General features: G+C 69.4%; 12 protein-coding genes, 2 tRNA genes and 1 pseudogene. 5 read left to right on the forward strand and 10 right to left on the reverse strand.

The features are described 5' to 3' along the window. Positions 1–141: 141 nt before the first annotated feature. Positions 142–846 (forward strand): DUF5324 family protein, encoded by a 705-nt coding sequence (locus tag SSP08S_RS41495; RefSeq protein ID WP_019073557.1) that lies wholly within the window; start codon positions 142–144, stop codon positions 844–846. A 419-nt stretch (positions 847–1,265) separates the two neighbouring features. On the opposite strand, the gene SSP08S_RS41500 is transcribed toward SSP08S_RS41495, so the two are convergent. Further along, positions 1,266–1,338: transfer RNA gene (locus tag SSP08S_RS41500), tRNA-Ala, on the reverse strand. A 180-nt stretch (positions 1,339–1,518) separates the two neighbouring features. Between SSP08S_RS41500 and SSP08S_RS41505 the strand changes: the two genes are divergently transcribed. Together SSP08S_RS41505 and SSP08S_RS41510 are read left to right on the forward strand one after the other, a co-directional pair. Beyond that, entirely contained in the window at positions 1,519–2,067 is a 549-nt protein-coding gene (locus tag SSP08S_RS41505) for a helix-turn-helix domain-containing protein (RefSeq protein ID WP_019073558.1), read from the forward strand. Positions 2,068–2,197: 130 nt separating this feature from the next. Beyond that, positions 2,198–3,562: a serine/threonine-protein kinase gene (locus SSP08S_RS41510; protein WP_019073559.1), complete on the forward strand. Its 1,365-nt coding sequence runs from the start codon at positions 2,198–2,200 to the stop codon at positions 3,560–3,562. A gap of 31 nt (positions 3,563–3,593) precedes the next feature. Here SSP08S_RS41510 and SSP08S_RS41515 read toward each other — a convergent pair whose 3' ends face one another. Together SSP08S_RS41515 and SSP08S_RS63125 are read right to left on the reverse strand one after the other, a co-directional pair. Next, positions 3,594–5,015: a hypothetical protein gene (locus tag SSP08S_RS41515; RefSeq protein WP_019073560.1), complete on the reverse strand. Its 1,422-nt coding sequence runs from the start codon at positions 5,013–5,015 to the stop codon at positions 3,594–3,596. Positions 5,016–5,167: 152 nt separating this feature from the next. Beyond that, complete coding sequence (locus tag SSP08S_RS63125) at positions 5,168–5,296, reverse strand: DLW-39 family protein (protein ID WP_003999697.1); 129 nt, start codon at positions 5,294–5,296, stop codon at positions 5,168–5,170. Between the two features lie 337 nt (positions 5,297–5,633). On the opposite strand from SSP08S_RS63125, the gene SSP08S_RS41525 reads away from it, so the two are divergent. Further along, on the forward strand, positions 5,634–5,996 hold the full coding sequence (locus tag SSP08S_RS41525; protein WP_019073561.1) for a DUF6344 domain-containing protein: 363 nt from the start codon (positions 5,634–5,636) through the stop codon (positions 5,994–5,996). A gap of 307 nt (positions 5,997–6,303) precedes the next feature. Further along, entirely contained in the window at positions 6,304–7,191 is an 888-nt protein-coding gene (locus SSP08S_RS41530; protein WP_019073562.1) for a nuclease-related domain-containing protein, read from the forward strand. A 62-nt stretch (positions 7,192–7,253) separates the two neighbouring features. On the opposite strand, the gene SSP08S_RS41535 is transcribed toward SSP08S_RS41530, so the two are convergent. The 7 genes and pseudogenes from SSP08S_RS41535 to SSP08S_RS60070 all read right to left on the reverse strand — a co-directional run. Continuing rightward, positions 7,254–7,330 (reverse strand) — tRNA-Ile (locus SSP08S_RS41535). Between the two features lie 136 nt (positions 7,331–7,466). Beyond that, positions 7,467–8,309, reverse strand: a complete 843-nt coding sequence (locus SSP08S_RS41540) for a DUF3566 domain-containing protein (protein WP_019073563.1) — start codon at positions 8,307–8,309, stop codon at positions 7,467–7,469. Positions 8,310–8,327: 18 nt separating this feature from the next. Further along, complete coding sequence (gyrA, locus tag SSP08S_RS41545) at positions 8,328–10,922, reverse strand: DNA gyrase subunit A (RefSeq protein ID WP_019073564.1); 2,595 nt, start codon at positions 10,920–10,922, stop codon at positions 8,328–8,330. Between the two features lie 42 nt (positions 10,923–10,964). Continuing rightward, positions 10,965–13,025, reverse strand: coding sequence for a DNA topoisomerase (ATP-hydrolyzing) subunit B (gyrB, locus tag SSP08S_RS41550; RefSeq protein WP_200812076.1), 2,061 nt, complete (start codon positions 13,023–13,025; stop codon positions 10,965–10,967). Positions 13,026–13,377: 352 nt separating this feature from the next. Further along, positions 13,378–13,926 (reverse strand): DciA family protein, encoded by a 549-nt coding sequence (locus SSP08S_RS41555; protein ID WP_019073566.1) that lies wholly within the window; start codon positions 13,924–13,926, stop codon positions 13,378–13,380. Continuing rightward, positions 13,923–15,044 (reverse strand): DNA replication/repair protein RecF, encoded by a 1,122-nt coding sequence (gene recF, locus SSP08S_RS41560; protein ID WP_019073567.1) that lies wholly within the window; start codon positions 15,042–15,044, stop codon positions 13,923–13,925. Before recF ends, SSP08S_RS41555 begins: the two co-directional genes overlap by 4 nt. A 62-nt stretch (positions 15,045–15,106) precedes the next feature. Then, positions 15,107–15,261, reverse strand: a pseudogene (locus SSP08S_RS60070) (6-phosphogluconate dehydrogenase); the annotation flags it as partial.

The following is a 15,261-nucleotide window of genomic DNA, read 5'->3' on the forward strand; positions in this document are numbered from 1 at the left end:
CAGTTCCCCCGTATTCATCCGCTATTTCCCGTGATCGTGACCCGGATGCCCGCCCTCACATGCCCAGTGGCCCTCTGGCAGGCATGATCCCTATTTGGGTGGACAGACGAAGAAACGTACGCCACCGAGGAGGAGGAACCCGTGACCCGCATCGACAGCGTGCGCTCCGCGACCGGCTCGGCGAAGGACAGCGTGCTGCACGCCGCGGAAGTGGTGGCGCCCTACGCCGACACGGCCAAGGACAAGGCCGCGTACTACGCCCACGAGGCACGCGTACGACTCGCGCCCAAGGTGTCCCTGGCCGCCGACCAGGCCCGTGTGCAGTACGACGCCCATCTCGCACCCCGCCTGGAACAGGCCCGCACCCATGTGCCGCCGAAGGTGGACCAGGCCGCCCAGGAGGCCGCCGTCCGCACCCGCAAGGCGGCCCAGCAGGCAGCCGAGTACTCCCGGCCGCGGATCGAGCAGGCGGTCGCCGCCGCCGGTCCGGTCAGGGACGAGGCCGCCGCGCGCGGAGCGGCTGCGCTCGCCGCGCTGCGCGGCCAGGTCTCGCCCAAGGAGATCCAGAAGCTGGTCCGCAAGCACGAGCGGCGGGCGAGGGCCGGCCGGCTCGCGAAGGGGCTGGCGGTGCTGGGCATCCTGGCGGGCGGCGCTTTCGCCGCCTGGAAGTGGTGGGACAAGCAGGCCAATCCCGACTGGCTGGTCGAGCCCCCGGCCGCGACCGAGGTGCCCGAGACGGGCCGTCTCTCCTCGGTGGACGGCACCGGTCAGTCCGTGCTCGACCCCGAGGTCCAGGCGAAGCAGGCCGAGGACGAAGCGGCCGCGGACCGCGACGAGCACCTCTGACGTCCGACATACCGTCAACATCGCGGTGGGGCAGGAGACTTGAGGGTCTCCTGCCCCACCGCGATGTTTCACGTGGAACAGTCAGCCGGGCACAGAAGCTCCCTTGATTTACGCAAGCTGCCCGCGATGACGTTTGCAACGCCCCAGGTGAACAAGTACCGCAGGGACTCCCTTAACGGACCGCACACCCCTGATTACGCGACCGTATTCAGCCAGCTCACACACGTCCCGCACATCGGCACACACGTTCCCCACACCGCGCCGACCACCATCCCGGCGACCCGACGGACCTCACCCGGTGCCGATATTTGCGCAAACAACTGCAACGACAAGCAACCGTTTATGTGACGCACGTCACCTCGCGGGCACAAACAAACACCGGCCGGACGCCACTGAGGGCGACCGGCCGGTGCGGGATGTGGAGCCTAGGGGAGTCGAACCCCTGACATCTGCCATGCAAAGACAGCGCTCTACCAACTGAGCTAAGGCCCCGCTAGAGAAGCGTCCGACCGGCACAACCGCGCACCGGTGGGCTTCGGGGACCAGAGTACCGGGTCACCCCGGGTATCTCGCAAAAACTTGGGGCTCCCGGTGGACGACCACTCTCCGTAAGATGCTCGTCGTGGTTCGCTAGAGCGAACCACGGTTTTGGGGAAGCGATGGGGAGACGCAATGGACGCCGCACAGCAGGAAGCCACCGCCAGAGCGCGGGAGCTGCAGCGGAATTGGTACGGGGAGCCTTTGGGGGCGCTCTTCCGTAAGCTCATCGACGATCTTGGCCTCAACCAGGCTCGTCTCGCGGGGGTGTTGGGACTGTCGGCGCCGATGCTGTCCCAGCTGATGAGCGGTCAGCGGGCGAAGATCGGCAATCCCGCGGTGGTGCAGCGGGTGCAGTTGCTGCAGGACCTGGCGGGACAGGTCGCGGACGGCAGCGTGAGCGCGGCCGAGGCGACCGAGCGGATGGACGAGATCAAGAAGTCCCAGGGGGGCTCGGTGCTCAGCAACACCACGACCACGACGAGCAGTTCGGGAGCGCCCACGGTCAAACGGGTGGTCCGCGAGATCCAGTCGCTGCTGCGCTCGGTGGCCGCCGCCGGCGACATCATCGACGCGGCGGACACCCTCGCCCCGAGCCACCCCGAACTGGCAGAGTTCCTCCGGGTGTACGGCGCCGGCCGTACCTCCGACGCGGTCGCGCACTACCAGTCCCACCAGAGCTGAGCACCACGGCCCGGCCGTCGATCGGGGGTTCGGCAGCCGGGCACAGGGCAACTGGCGCAAGGGGGAGTCGTATCGCTCGTCTCGGGGGAAGCAACGGAGGTAGCCGAAGGGGGAGGAGCGACGTACAGCCATGGGTGAGGTCTTCGCCGGCCGGTACGAACTGGTCGACCCGATCGGACGCGGAGGTGTCGGCGCGGTCTGGCGTGCCTGGGACCACCGCCGACGCCGCTATGTCGCGGCCAAGGTCCTGCAGCAGAGCGACGCGCACTCGCTGCTGCGCTTCGTACGGGAACAGGCGCTGCGCATCGACCACCCCCATGTGCTCGCACCGGCCAGCTGGGCCGCCGACGACGACAAGGTCCTGTTCACCATGGACCTGGTGGCCGGCGGTTCGCTGGTCCATCTCATCGGGGACTACGGCCCGTTGCCCCCCGCGTTCGTCTGCACGCTGCTCGACCAGCTCCTCTCCGGCCTCGCCGCGGTGCACGCGGAAGGCGTCGTGCACCGTGACATCAAGCCCGCCAATCTGCTCCTCGAAGCCACCGGCACGGCCCGTCCGCGGCTGCGCCTGTCCGACTTCGGCATCGCGATGCGGCTGGGCGAGGCACGCCTGACGGAGACCAACCTCGTGGTGGGCACGCCGGGTTACCTCGCGCCCGAGCAGATGATGGGCGCGGAACCCGACTTCCCCGCCGACCTGTTCGCCGTAGGACTGGTGGCCCTGTATCTGCTGGAGGGGGCCAAGCCGGACTCCAAGGCGCTCATCCAGTACTTCGCCGAGCACGGGACCCCGGGGGCGCCCAAGGGCGTCCCGGAGCCGCTGTGGCAGGTCGTGGCGATGCTGCTGCAGCCCGATCCGCAGGCTCGCTTCCGTACGGCCACGGGGGCGCGCAAGGCGCTCGCGGCGGCCGTGGAGCTCCTGCCGGAGCCGGGCCCCGACGACGAGTTGATCGAGATCTTCGACCAAGTGGGGCCGCTGCCTTCGGGGTTCGCGCCCGAGGGTCCGCTGAAGCGGGCCTCCGGAGTGGACACCGGGGCGACTCCGTCGGGCGGGACGGGGCTCGGGACCGGTGCGAGCACGGGGACAGGGACAGAGAGGACAGGGACAACTGCGGGTGTGGGTGCGGGTACCGACGGCGCGGACTCCGTCCTCCTCGACCCGCGGCAGGACATCGTCTCCCAGCCGTCCTCGTCGACACCGACCCCGACACCCACCCCGACGCCGATGTCGGACACCGGCAGCTTCCATCTGCCGCCCCCGCAGACTCCGCAGCTCCCCCATGTCCTGCCCTCCCCCCAGCCGCGCGCCGAACCCTCTACTGCTTCATACACCGCCCAGGTCCCGCTGGTTCCACCCACCGCGCCACCGTTTCCGCAGCACCGCGGCAGGCGCGCACGGCGGCGCCCCGGGCCGCCCGCGAAGGTGGCGATACCGGTCCTGCTGCTGGCGCTGGCCTGCTACGCCGTCGGGTTCTGGGCACTGACCCGCGTCTGACCGACCGGGTGCCGGAAGGGGTACGGGAGGGCTACGTCGTGGCCCGGCGCCGGGCCGCCACCGTCCACGCGCCGAGCGTCGCCAGCAGCACGCTGCCCGCGCCGATCCCGGCCACCGCGAGCACCTTCATCGCGGTGTCGCCTCCCCCGCCGCTCCCCGTCACGGCCGCCGCGCGGTCCTGCGAGGTGACGTCGAAGACGTTCCGGGGTTCGGACCGCCCCTCGTACCCGGGCCCGCCGTGCGCGGCACCGGCGACACGCACCCGCAGCGTCACCGGGAACGGCCCCTGGCCGAAGTCGTCGGCCACCTGCGCCGCGAGGTGTACGACGACGTAGTACGACCCGGCGAAGCGCATCCCGCTCTCGTGGTCGACGACGAAGTAGCGGTTGCGGTACTCGACGGGCGGCAGCGCATCGAGGGCGGCCGATCTCGGACTGCCCTGGTAGCCGACGCCCGCCTCGTCGACGGAGGCGCGCACGGGGTTGTAGAGCGCCAGGTCCAGCGCGCGGCTCACATAGCCGCTGCCCGCGTCCGAGGCGTCCAGGTCGGCGCTGACGGAGAGCTGCTGGCCCCAGTCGACCGGCACCTTGTAGAAGAGGGTCCCGCCGGGTGCGATGTCGCCCCGCCACACGCCCTGTCCCACGGCGACCGCCCCGGCGAACCCCGAGCCCCCCGCACGGCTCCGCGCCTCCCCCGTGGCGGGCTCGGGCGACGCGGAGTTCCAGTCCTGGGGCGCGTCGGACGTGACCGCCTGGGCGAGCGGCGGTTCCGACACCACGGTGAGTTCCAGCCCCCAGGTGTCCGACGAGGAACCCGTCGCGTCGACGCGTTCGACGAGTACGTAGTACTGCCCGCCCCCCTTGCACAGCGCCCGGCCCGTCTCCCGCGCGGCCCAGGCGGCCACGGGGTGCGGGCTCCTGCTGGCCCCGAAGCTGGCGCTCTGGTGGGTGCAGCTGGTGCCCGCCGCATTCTGCAGCGACACCCTGATCCCGTCGGTGGCGGCGACCTTGGTGCCGGCGGGGGGCACGGCGGTGACGGAGACGTAGACGTCGGACACCTCGTCGAGGGTGAGGCCGTAGTAGAAGCTGGCGCCCTTCGGGAGGGAACTCCGGTACGTCCCGCCCGATTTCAGGCCTACGGCGTCGGCCGCACCGGTCGCGCCGTTGACGACCCGGTCGCCCTTGTCGTAGCCGTAGGAGCCAGGTGCTCCGGCGGCGGTGGCGGGCTGCCCGGCCAGGGCCGCGGTCGCACACAGCACGGCGACGAGGACTCCGACGCGTCGTACGACACTGGCCCGGCGGCGGCGCAGTTCACCGAGGGGTCGTACGGCCGCGCCGACGGGTCGTGCGAGTCGTGCGGGCGTACGGCCGCCCTCCGCTCGCGTCCGCCACCACGCCGTACGCCGCCGCCCCATCACGCGCCACCCCTCGTCGTTGCTCCGGACGTGGCCCATCCTGCCCCGCACGCGCGCGTGGCATCCCGGCAATGCGTGCGAGCGTCCGAAACGCCCGGGTCGTGGGGGCCGTAACCGCGTTCGCGCGACGGCGCAACACAAAGCCCCGACCGCCAGGCGGTCGGGGCGTGCTCAGAACTGGATCTCGGTACTCACGAACCCGTGGGCACGGAGTCGGTCGCCTCCGTCCACAGATCCTGCTCGGCGCGATCCGCCTGGATCTGGCGGTACACGAGGAGCCCGCCGATGGCGGCCAGTGCGACCAGGAGAAGCTTCTTCACCGCGCGACCTCGTCTTTCCTTGACGTAGGGGACCTCTGTCGCCCGACTATACACACCGACCGATACCGATCGGTGACCTGCCTCCGCGGCCAACTCCCGCCCGGGACAGCGCAGTAGAAGCGGATGGAACCGCTCCGATCGGAGGGTGATCACATCTCTACGGACCGTTAACTTGGTCCCACTTCTCCCTCTTGCGTTGCTTTTCGGGCCCCTTGCACCCATCCGAGTGGTGTTCATCAGAACATCGACGCGCCACGGGCGCCGGTCCCACACTTCGCGGCCCCCATACACATCATGAGGAAAGTACGCAAATCGCCCAACCTGAAAGTGAGGGGCCATGACCCAGACCAAGGTCATGAAGCTGTGGACCGCATTCGTCTCCGCCTTCATCGCTCTGTGCACCGCGCTCGGACTCATCACGATCACCGCGACGGCCGCCACCGCGGCGACGCCCCGGTCCGGGGCGACCGGCACCAGCGCCGTCGCGCAGCCGACGGCACCGACGATCTCCCCCTGGTCCTTCACCAGGTCCCTGCCCCCCACGATGAAGCAGCGCATCCGCGCCGAGGCCCACGGCAAGTCCCCCAGCTGCCGCCACCGCCCGCCGACGGACACGGACGAGGCCACGGAGACCACCGACTCCGCCGAACCGGCCCACACCGAGCAGACGACATCCCTGGCGGCCCCCCTCCAGCGCTGACCCCCGTCACGCGCCACCTCAGTAGTCACCCACCGCCCCGACATCTCTGACACAGCGGCGAACTTGCGTACAACGCTCCAGAGAAGAACCTGAAGACCCCCGGCCCGTCGTGGCCGGGGGGTCTCACTGCTGCCCGGCCGCCCCGGCCTACCGCCGGCTGCGGCCTCGGCCTCGTGGACGGCGCCCCGCCGGCGGCCTGGCGAGGTGGGGAAACCTGTAACAGGCCATGTTGCCCAGGCGCTCTTGCTGGCCACCTGCTCTGCTGCTGCCATGTGTGTGGGGACGGCACATATTCGGGGGCGGGCCAATGGGCGATCTCACGGTGAAGCCGTGGAAGCGGCACGGTATGGACCGGCTCTACGTGAACCTGCCGGACGGGACCACTGTCGCCTGGGCGGACCGGCCGACGAAGGTGGTCACGATCAAGGAGCAGCGGTATCAGGGGGAGGCCCTGGCGCTGCTGCGGCAGCATCTCGGCAGTTCGATGACTCTTCGGTCCGCGTCCGCGCAGTCCGCCGCCGACCATCCGGAAGCACGCCCTGGAGAGGCTGCTCGGCACCCCGAACTGCCCAAGGTGACCGTCGCCGACGATCTGGCAGAGAACCGCCCCGGTGCGGCCCTGATCGAGGCGATCGCCGCGCGTGGCCCGTCACCGGCCAAACGCCTCTTGATGAGGGCGCTGAGACGCCCCTCGGAGTGGGACAGCTGGTTCGCCGGGCTCGAAGGGGAGCGGCGGGTGGGCCGGGAGTTGGCGCGGCTCTCCCCTCGTGGCTGGCGCGTTCTGCACGGCGTGCCCAAGGGCAACGGCGGTGACATCGACCACTTGCTGATCGGCCCGGGCGGAGTGTTCAGCATCAACACCAAGTGCCACCAGGGCGCCTCGGTCTGGGTGGGCGACACCATGGCCAAGGTCAACGGAGGTCAGCCGGCCCCGTACGCCAGGGCGAGCAGGGCCGAAGCGGCCTACGTCCAGGGCGTGTTGGAGCGGCACTGCGGCTTCCCCGTCCCCGTGGAGCCGGTCCTCGTCTTCGTCGGCGTGACCTCACTGCACCGCGCCGCGACGCAGTACACCGTACGGATCTACCAGGAGCGCGAGGTGTCGGCGCTCGGCCCCCTCACCGGCAGGCTGACGGCCGCGCAGATCGACCAGGTCTACGCCGTAGCGCGACACCGCCGCGTCTGGCTGCGGTCCTGACCCACGGTTCAGCAGCCGTAGACGCCAAAAACCCCCAACCAATTGGTTGGGGGTCTTCGTGCTGGTGGGGCTAACAGGATTTGAACCTGTGGCCTCATCCTTATCAGGGATGCGCTCTAACCAACTGAGCTATAGCCCCGCCGCGCTGTGCGGAGTGTGTCCCGCGCGCTGACTCCTGAAGATTAGCGCACGACATGGGCAGTCCCAAAATCGATAGTCACAGGACCGCCGGGGGAGGTTTCAACCCCCGTACACCCGCGTTCTCGTCCGGCTTCTCACTCGTCCTCGGCGAGCGTGAGCTCGATGCCGCCGACGAAGCCGGCGGAGAGGTTGTAGATGAACGCGCCGAGGGTCGCGAGGGCGGTGGCAAGGACGACGTCGATGACCGCGATGATCGCCGAGAAGGTCAGGACGTGCGGGAGGGACAGGAAGGACTGCAGGTCGAAGCCGTTCGACTCGTTCGAGCCGGTCGCCTCCGAGATCGTGCCGCCGACCGTGGAGAAGACCCCCATCGCGTCCATGACCATCCACAGCACCGCGGACGCCACGACCGTGCAGATGCCCAGCGCGATGGAGAGCAGGAAGCTGACCTTCATCACCGACCACGGGTCGGCCTTGGCCACCCGCAGGCGCGCCTTGCGGGTGCGCGGCGCGGTGCGCGCGCCCGTGCGCGGACGCCGTACGGCACCGCTCTGGGCGGCGGCGGGCCCCTGCGTGGGGTAGGCCTGCGGCGGGTGGTACGGCCCCGCCGCCTGCTGCGGCTGGCGCTCACCGGGGAGCGGTGAGCCCGGCAGCGGAGAGCCGTGCGGTGCACCCGCCGGCGGCGCGGGCGGTGCGGCGGTCGGTGCCGCCGGCTGGGCCGGAGGCTTCGCGCCGGCCGCGGCCGGGCCCGCCCCGGCCGACTGCTGCTGCTGCTGAGTGCCCGGACCTCGGGTGTCCGTCACAGTTCCCCCCTGGGATCCCTGGGATCCATGTGTGTCGGGCGCGTGCGAGTCGGCCTTCTTCACGTCGATCGCACGCAGTTGGGTCGTGTGCGGATCTGTCGCGTTCGCGGCGGAGCCACGGCCGCCGCCGTCCGTGTCCGTACCGGTCGATCCGGCGCCCGTGGCTCCGCTCACGATGACTCTCTCCTCGTGCTACTCGACCGAGGGTGCGTCACCCTCGTCCGTGCCGGTGGTCGCGACATCCTCGGCGGTCTCGTCGACGGCTTCGTCGCCGGCGACTTCCTCCGCCTCGGATCCCGCCTCGGCGTTACGAGCGATACCGACGACGGCATCGCGCTTGCCCAGGTTGATCAGTTGGACGCCCATGGTGTCACGGCCCGTCTCCCTGACCTCGTTGACTCGCGTACGAATCACACCGCCTGACAGCGTGATGGCGAGGATCTCGTCGGTCTCCTCGACCACCAGCGCGCCGACGAGAGAACCACGGTCCTCGACGATCTTGGCGGCCTTGATACCCAGGCCGCCGCGACCCTGGACGCGGTACTCGTCGACAGCGGTCCGCTTCGCGTACCCGCCGTCTGTGGCAGTGAACACGAACGTACCGGGTCGAACAACATTCATCGAGAGAAGCTGGTCGCCCTCGCGGAAACTCATGCCCTTGACACCGGAGGTGGCACGCCCCATGGGGCGCAGAGCGTCGTCCGTCGCGGTGAACCTGATCGACTGTGCCTTCTTGCTGATCAGCAGCAGATCGTCCTCGGACGAGACGAGTTCGGCGCCGATCAGTTCGTCGTCGGAACCGTCCTCCGTCTCACGGAGGTTGATCGCGATGACACCGCCGGAGCGGGGCGAATCGTAATCCTTCAGAGGCGTCTTCTTCACCAACCCGCCCTTGGTCGCGAGGACCAGATAGGGCGCCGCTTCGTAGTCGCGGATCGCGAGGATCTCCGCGATCGCCTCGTCCGGCTGGAAGGCGAGCAGGTTCGCGACGTGCTGCCCGCGCGCGTCGCGGCCGGCGTCCGGGAGTTCGTACGCCTTCGCGCGGTAGACGCGGCCCTTGTTGGTGAAGAACAGCAGCCAGTGGTGGGTCGTCGACACGAAGAAGTGGTCGACGATGTCGTCTTCCTTGAGCTTCGCGCCCCGCACGCCCTTGCCGCCACGCTTCTGGGAGCGGTAGTCGTCCGTCTTCGTGCGCTTGACGTAGCCACCGCGCGAGATGGTGACGACGATGTCCTCCTCGGCGATGAGGTCCTCGATGGACATGTCACCGTCGAAGGGCACCAGCATCGTCTTGCGGTCGTCGCCGAACTTCTCGACGATCGCGGCGAGTTCCTCGCTGACGATGCCGCGCTGGCGGACCGGGGAGGCCAGGATCGCGTTGTACTCGGCGATCTTCGCCTGGAGTTCGTCGTGCTCCTGGATGATCTTCTGGCGCTCCAGGGCGGCCAGTCGGCGGAGCTGCATCTCCAGGATGGCGTTCGCCTGGATCTCGTCGATCTCCAGGAGCTCCATGAGGCCCGTGCGCGCGATCTCCACGGTGTCGCTGCGCCGGATCAGCGCGATGACCTCGTCGATGGCGTCCAGGGCCTTCAGGAGGCCGCGCAGGATGTGCGCCCGCTCCTCGGCCTTGCGCAGCCGGAACTTCGTACGGCGGACGATGACCTCGATCTGGTGCGCCACCCAGTGCCGGATGAACGCATCCAGGGAGAGGGTCCTCGGCACACCGTCGACCAGGGCCAGCATGTTGGCGCTGAAGTTCGACTGAAGGTCCGTGTGCTTGTAGAGGTTGTTCAGTACGACCTTGGCGACCGCGTCCCTCTTCAGGACGATGACGAGGCGCTGGCCGGTACGGGACGACGTCTCGTCGCGGACGTCGGCGATGCCGCCGACCTTGCCGTCCTTCACCAGGTCGGCGATCTTCTGCGCGAGGTTGTCGGGGTTGGTCTGGTACGGCAGTTCCGTGACCACCAGGCACTGGCGGTTCTGGATCTCCTCGACCTCGACGACCGCGCGCATGGTGATCGAGCCGCGCCCGGTGCGGTACGCCTCCTCGATGCCCTTGCGGCCGACGACGAGCGCGCCGGTCGGGAAGTCGGGGCCCTTGATGCGCTCGATCAGCGCGTCCAGCAGCTCCTCGTGGGAGGCCTCGGGGTTCTCCAGGCACCACTGGGCGCCCGCCGCGACCTCACGGAGGTTGTGCGGCGGGATGTTGGTGGCCATGCCGACCGCGATGCCCGCCGAGCCGTTGATCAGCAGGTTCGGGAAGCGGGCCGGCAGGACGGTCGGCTCCTGGGAGCGGCCGTCGTAGTTGTCCGTGAAGTCGACGGTCTCCTCGTCGATGTCACGGACCATCTCCATGGACAGCGGCGCCAGCTTGCACTCGGTGTAGCGCATGGCGGCGGCGGGGTCGTTGCCCGGGGAGCCGAAGTTGCCGTTGGAGTCCACCAGCGGCATCCGCATCGACCACGGCTGCGCGAGGCGGACCAGCGCGTCGTAGATCGAGGAGTCGCCGTGCGGGTGGTAGTTGCCCATGACGTCGCCGACGACGCGGGCGCACTTGTAGAAGCCCTTCTCGGGCCGGTAGCCGCCGTCGTACATGGCGTACAGGACGCGGCGGTGGACGGGCTTGAGGCCGTCGCGGACGTCGGGCAGGGCGCGCGACACGATGACGGACATCGCGTAGTCGAGATACGAGCGCTGCATCTCGGTCTCGAGCCCGACGGGCTCGACGCGCTGGGCGATGATCGCGCCCTCTTCAGGCGTACCGGAAGTGTTCTCGTCGGTCATTGCTGGTGGGGATCCTTCCTGGTGCGGTCAGCTGAGACCGACTCAGATGTCGAGGAAGCGGACGTCCTTGGCGTTGCGCTGGATGAACTGGCGGCGCGCCTCGACGTCCTCGCCCATGAGGACCGAGAACAGGTCGTCTGCCTGCGCGGCGTCGTCCAGGGTGACCTGGCCGAGGACGCGGTGCTCCTGGTCCATCGTGGTGATGCGCAGCTCCTCGGCGTTCATCTCGCCGAGACCCTTGAAGCGCTGGATCGAGTCTTCCTTGATGCGCTTGCCGTTCTGCCGGCCCAGCTCGATCAGGGCGTCGCGCTCGCGGTCCGAGTACGCGTACTCGAAGTCGTCACGGCCCCACTTGATCTTGTACAGCGGGGGGCGCGACAGGAACACATGCCCGGCCTCGACCAGCGGCCGCATGAAGCGGAACAGGAAGGTCAGCAGCAGGGTGCTGATGTGCTGTCCGTCGACGTCGGCGTCCGCCATCAGGATGATCTTGTGATAGCGCAGCCTGGCGATGTCGAAGTCCTCGTGGACCCCGGTGCCGAAGGCGGAGATCAGTGCCTGGATCTCCTGGTTCTGCAGGATCTTGTCGATCCTGGCCTTCTCGACGTTGAGGATCTTGCCCCGGATCGGGAGGATCGCCTGGTACTGCGGGTTCCGGCCGGACTTGGCCGAGCCGCCGGCGGAGTCACCCTCGACGATGAAGATCTCGCACTTGGTGGGGTCGTTCGACTGGCAGTCGGACAGCTTGCCCGGCAGGGACGCGGTCTCCAGGAGGCCCTTGCGACGGGTGAGGTCGCGGGCCTTGCGGGCCGCCACGCGCGCGGTGGCCGCCTGGATGCCCTTGCGGATGATGTCCGAGGCCTCGTTCGGGTTGCGGTCCAGCCAGTCGTTCAGGTGCTCGTAGACCGCCTTCTGCACGAAGGTCTTCGCCTCGGTGTTGCCGAGCTTGGTCTTCGTCTGGCCCTCGAACTGCGGCTCGGCCAGCTTCACCGAGATGATCGCGGTCAGACCCTCGCGGATGTCGTCGCCCGTGAGGTTGTCGTCCTTCTCGCGGAGCAGCTTCTTGTCGCGCGCGTACTTGTTGATCAGTGACGTCAGCGCGGCTCGGAAGCCCTCTTCGTGCGTACCGCCCTCGTGCGTGTGGATGATGTTGGCGAAGGAGTACACACCCTCGCTGTAACCACTGTTCCACTGCATCGCGACCTCGAGGGACAGGCTCTTGTCCTTGTCCTCCGCCTCCAGGTCGATGACGGTCGGGTGCACCACGTCTCCCTTGCGGGAGTTGAGGTACGTCACGTAGTCGACGATGCCGCCCTCGTAGTGGTACGTGACGGTCTTGACCTCGTCCTTCTCGTCCGCACCCGCCTCGTCGGCACCGGCCGTGGCCTTCGCCAGCTCGCGCTCGTCAGTGAGTTTGATCGTCAAACCCTTGTTGAGGAACGCCATCTCCTGGAAGCGCCGTGACAGCGTCTCGAAGGAGTACTCGGTGGTCTCGAAGACGTCCGGGTCGGCCCAGAAGGTGACCGAGGTTCCGGTCTCGTCCGTGGCCTCGTGCTTCGCGAGCGGGGCGGTGGGGACGCCCAGCTTGTAGTCCTGCGTCCAGCGGTGGCCGTCCGTCTTGACCTCGACGGCGACCTTGCTGGACAGCGCGTTCACCACGGAGACGCCCACTCCGTGCAGACCGCCGGAGACCGCGTAGCCGCCGCCGCCGAACTTGCCGCCCGCGTGCAGCACGGTCAGCACGACCTCGACGGCGGGCTTGCCCTCGGACGGGACGATGCCCACCGGGATGCCGCGGCCGTTGTCGATGACGCGCACGCCGCCGTCATGCAGGATCGTGACGTCGATCGTGTCCGCGTGGCCGGCCAGCGCCTCGTCGACGGAGTTGTCGACGACCTCCTGCACCAGGTGGTGCAGGCCTCGCTCACCGGTCGAGCCGATGTACATACCGGGTCGCTTGCGGACCGCGTCCAGACCCTCGAGGACGGTGATGGCGCTGGCGTCGTACGAGGCGGTGACCTCGCCGTTCGAGGAGCGGGCCTCGCCGTCGGCGCCGGCGTCGGTGGACGGGATGTTCTCGTTGGGGTTGCCGGAATCGGCCACGAAGCGCCCTTTCTGGCACAGCACAAGCCAGGCTCCCGGCGGTTGGCCGGAGCGGCTGCGGCGTGTTGCGTTGGTAAGCCTTAGTCAGCGTTGCTCGGTGTGTGTCCCACAGTGGGGCGGGATTGCTTCCAGTCTACCGGTAGCGCCGACAGTGATGGGGGTTTGCCGGTACCTGAGTCCTCATGTGCCGCCCTCAACCGGTCTCTCCCGACTCCCCATATGCGGAACGGGGCTCAAAGAGGCTTACAGCGGCACTCAGCGCTTCCGGGTATGAACCCTTTGCTACTCCTGGGTCAGGTCGGTATTCGCAACCGCGTCCGGTCGCCCGCCGACGCCCGCACTGTGATGTCAGTCACCCATAGGTGTCGCCGGGACCCGTGCTGCCGGGAGCCCGCAGCGGGCCGTAGCGGCGGGGCGGTCCACCGGGGTTGAGCACCTTGATCATCCGTACGGTGCCGTGCCCCAGGTCCTCGTTGAGCCTGGCCACCAGGGTGGGCGTGAGGTGCCGCAGCTGGGTCGCCCAGGCCGTGGAGTCGCACTGCACGACCAGCACCCGCTCGTCCTCGTCGTACCTCTCCGGTACGCAGTGCCTGGCCAGGTCCTCGCCGACGATCTGCGGCCAGCGGCCCATCACACCGCCCACCGCGGCCGGCGTCTCCCAGCCGCGTTCGTTCAGCAGCCGGTTGATCGCAGCGCCGAGGGCCATCGGGTCGCGGCCGTCGGCGCGCGCGCCGGAGCGCAGGCCCCCGCGCCGCGCCTGCTTCTTCTGCTGCGCCGCGTCCCCACGCGCGCGTGCCTGTTCCTTCGCGGCGCGCAGCGCCACGCGCGCGAGGTCGACGCCGGAGGGCTCGGCGGCCTTCTCGGGCGCGGGCTCTGCGGCCTCGGGCCTGTCCGTGCTCATACGCGCTCCACCGCCCCCTCAGCCACGCTGTACCGCGTCCCGGCCAGCACATGCGGTACGTCGTCGTCGACCGCCGCCGTCACCAGCACCTGCTCGCCGGGCGCCACGAGCTCGGCCAGCCGCTCCCGGCGGCGCGTGTCCAGCTCGGCGAACACGTCGTCGAGCACGAGCACCGGCTCATTGCCCTCGGCCCGCAGCAGGTCGTACGACGCGAGCCGCAGCGCCAGCGCGTACGACCAGGACTCCCCGTGCGAGGCGTATCCCTTGGCCGGCAACTGACCGAGTTTGAGAATCAAATCGTCCCGATGGGGTCCTACGAGGGTGACGCCCCGCTCGATCTCCTGCTTGCGCGCCTCCGCGATCGCCGCCATCAGCTGCTCGTAGAGGTCCTCGCGGGTGTGCGCCTCACCAGGCGCCGACGGCTTGTACTCCAGGGCCACCGGGCCGCCGCCGGGCGCCAGTTGCTCGTACGCCTTGTCCGCGAGGGGCTGCACCGCGGCGATCAGATCGAGCCGCTGGGCGAGCAACTCGGCCCCCACGCGCGCGAGATGCTGGTCCCACACGTCGAGCGTGGACAGGTCCATCGAGCGCCCGCCGTGCCGCCGCGCCAACGCGGCCGACTTCAGCAGGGTGTTGCGCTGCTTGAGCACCCGCTCGTAGTCGGACCGCACACCGGCCATCCGGGGCGACCGCGCGGTGATCAGCTCGTCCAGAAAACGCCGCCGCTCCCCGGGATCCCCCTTCACCAGGGCGAGATCCTCCGGCGCGAACAGCACGGTCCGTACGATGCCCAGCACGTCCCGGGGCCTGACCTGCGAGGACCGGTTGATCCGGGCCCGGTTGGCGCGGCCGGGGTTCAGCTCCAGCTCGACCAGCTGCTGCCGCTCGCCCTGCCGGACCTGCGCCCGGATGATCGCGCGCTCGGCGCCCACGCGGACCAGCGGGGCGTCGGAGGAGACCCGGTGGCTGCCCAGGGTGGCGAGATAGCCGATCGCCTCGACGAGGTTGGTCTTTCCCTGCCCGTTGGGGCCCACGAACGCGGTGACGCCGGGGTCGAGCGGGACGTCGACCCCGGCGTACGAGCGGAAGTCGGCCAGCGACAGATGCGTGACGTGCATGGTCGTTCACCGACCTCCCCCAGGTTGTGGATCCACGGGCCCGGGGCCTGTGGATCTGTGGATTACTTGGTCTCGACGGCGTGGCCGCCGAACTGGTTGCGCAGCGCCGCGACCATCTTCATCTGCGGCGAGTCCTCCTGACGCGACGCGAACCGCGCGAAGAGGGAGGCCGTGATCGCGGGCAGCGGTACGGCGTTGTCGATGGCCGCCTCGACGG

It is taken from the genome of Streptomyces hokutonensis (assembly GCF_000376565.1).
Classification (GTDB): Bacteria; Actinomycetota; Actinomycetes; order Streptomycetales; family Streptomycetaceae; genus Streptomyces; species Streptomyces hokutonensis.

Coding starts and splice junctions, on each gene's coding strand:
- SSP08S_RS41505 (WP_019073558.1), top strand. CDS start 1,519: ATGGACGCCGCACAGCAGGAAGCCACCGCCAGAGCGCGGGAGCTGCAG.
- SSP08S_RS41510 (WP_019073559.1), top strand. CDS start 2,198: ATGGGTGAGGTCTTCGCCGGCCGGTACGAACTGGTCGACCCGATCGGA.
- SSP08S_RS41515 (WP_019073560.1), bottom strand. CDS start 5,015: ATGGGCCACGTCCGGAGCAACGACGAGGGGTGGCGCGTGATGGGGCGG.
- SSP08S_RS41525 (WP_019073561.1), top strand. CDS start 5,634: ATGACCCAGACCAAGGTCATGAAGCTGTGGACCGCATTCGTCTCCGCC.
- SSP08S_RS41530 (WP_019073562.1), top strand. CDS start 6,304: ATGGGCGATCTCACGGTGAAGCCGTGGAAGCGGCACGGTATGGACCGG.
- gyrA (WP_019073564.1), bottom strand. CDS start 10,922: ATGACCGACGAGAACACTTCCGGTACGCCTGAAGAGGGCGCGATCATC.
- SSP08S_RS41555 (WP_019073566.1), bottom strand. CDS start 13,926: ATGAGCACGGACAGGCCCGAGGCCGCAGAGCCCGCGCCCGAGAAGGCC.
- recF (WP_019073567.1), bottom strand. CDS start 15,044: ATGCACGTCACGCATCTGTCGCTGGCCGACTTCCGCTCGTACGCCGGG.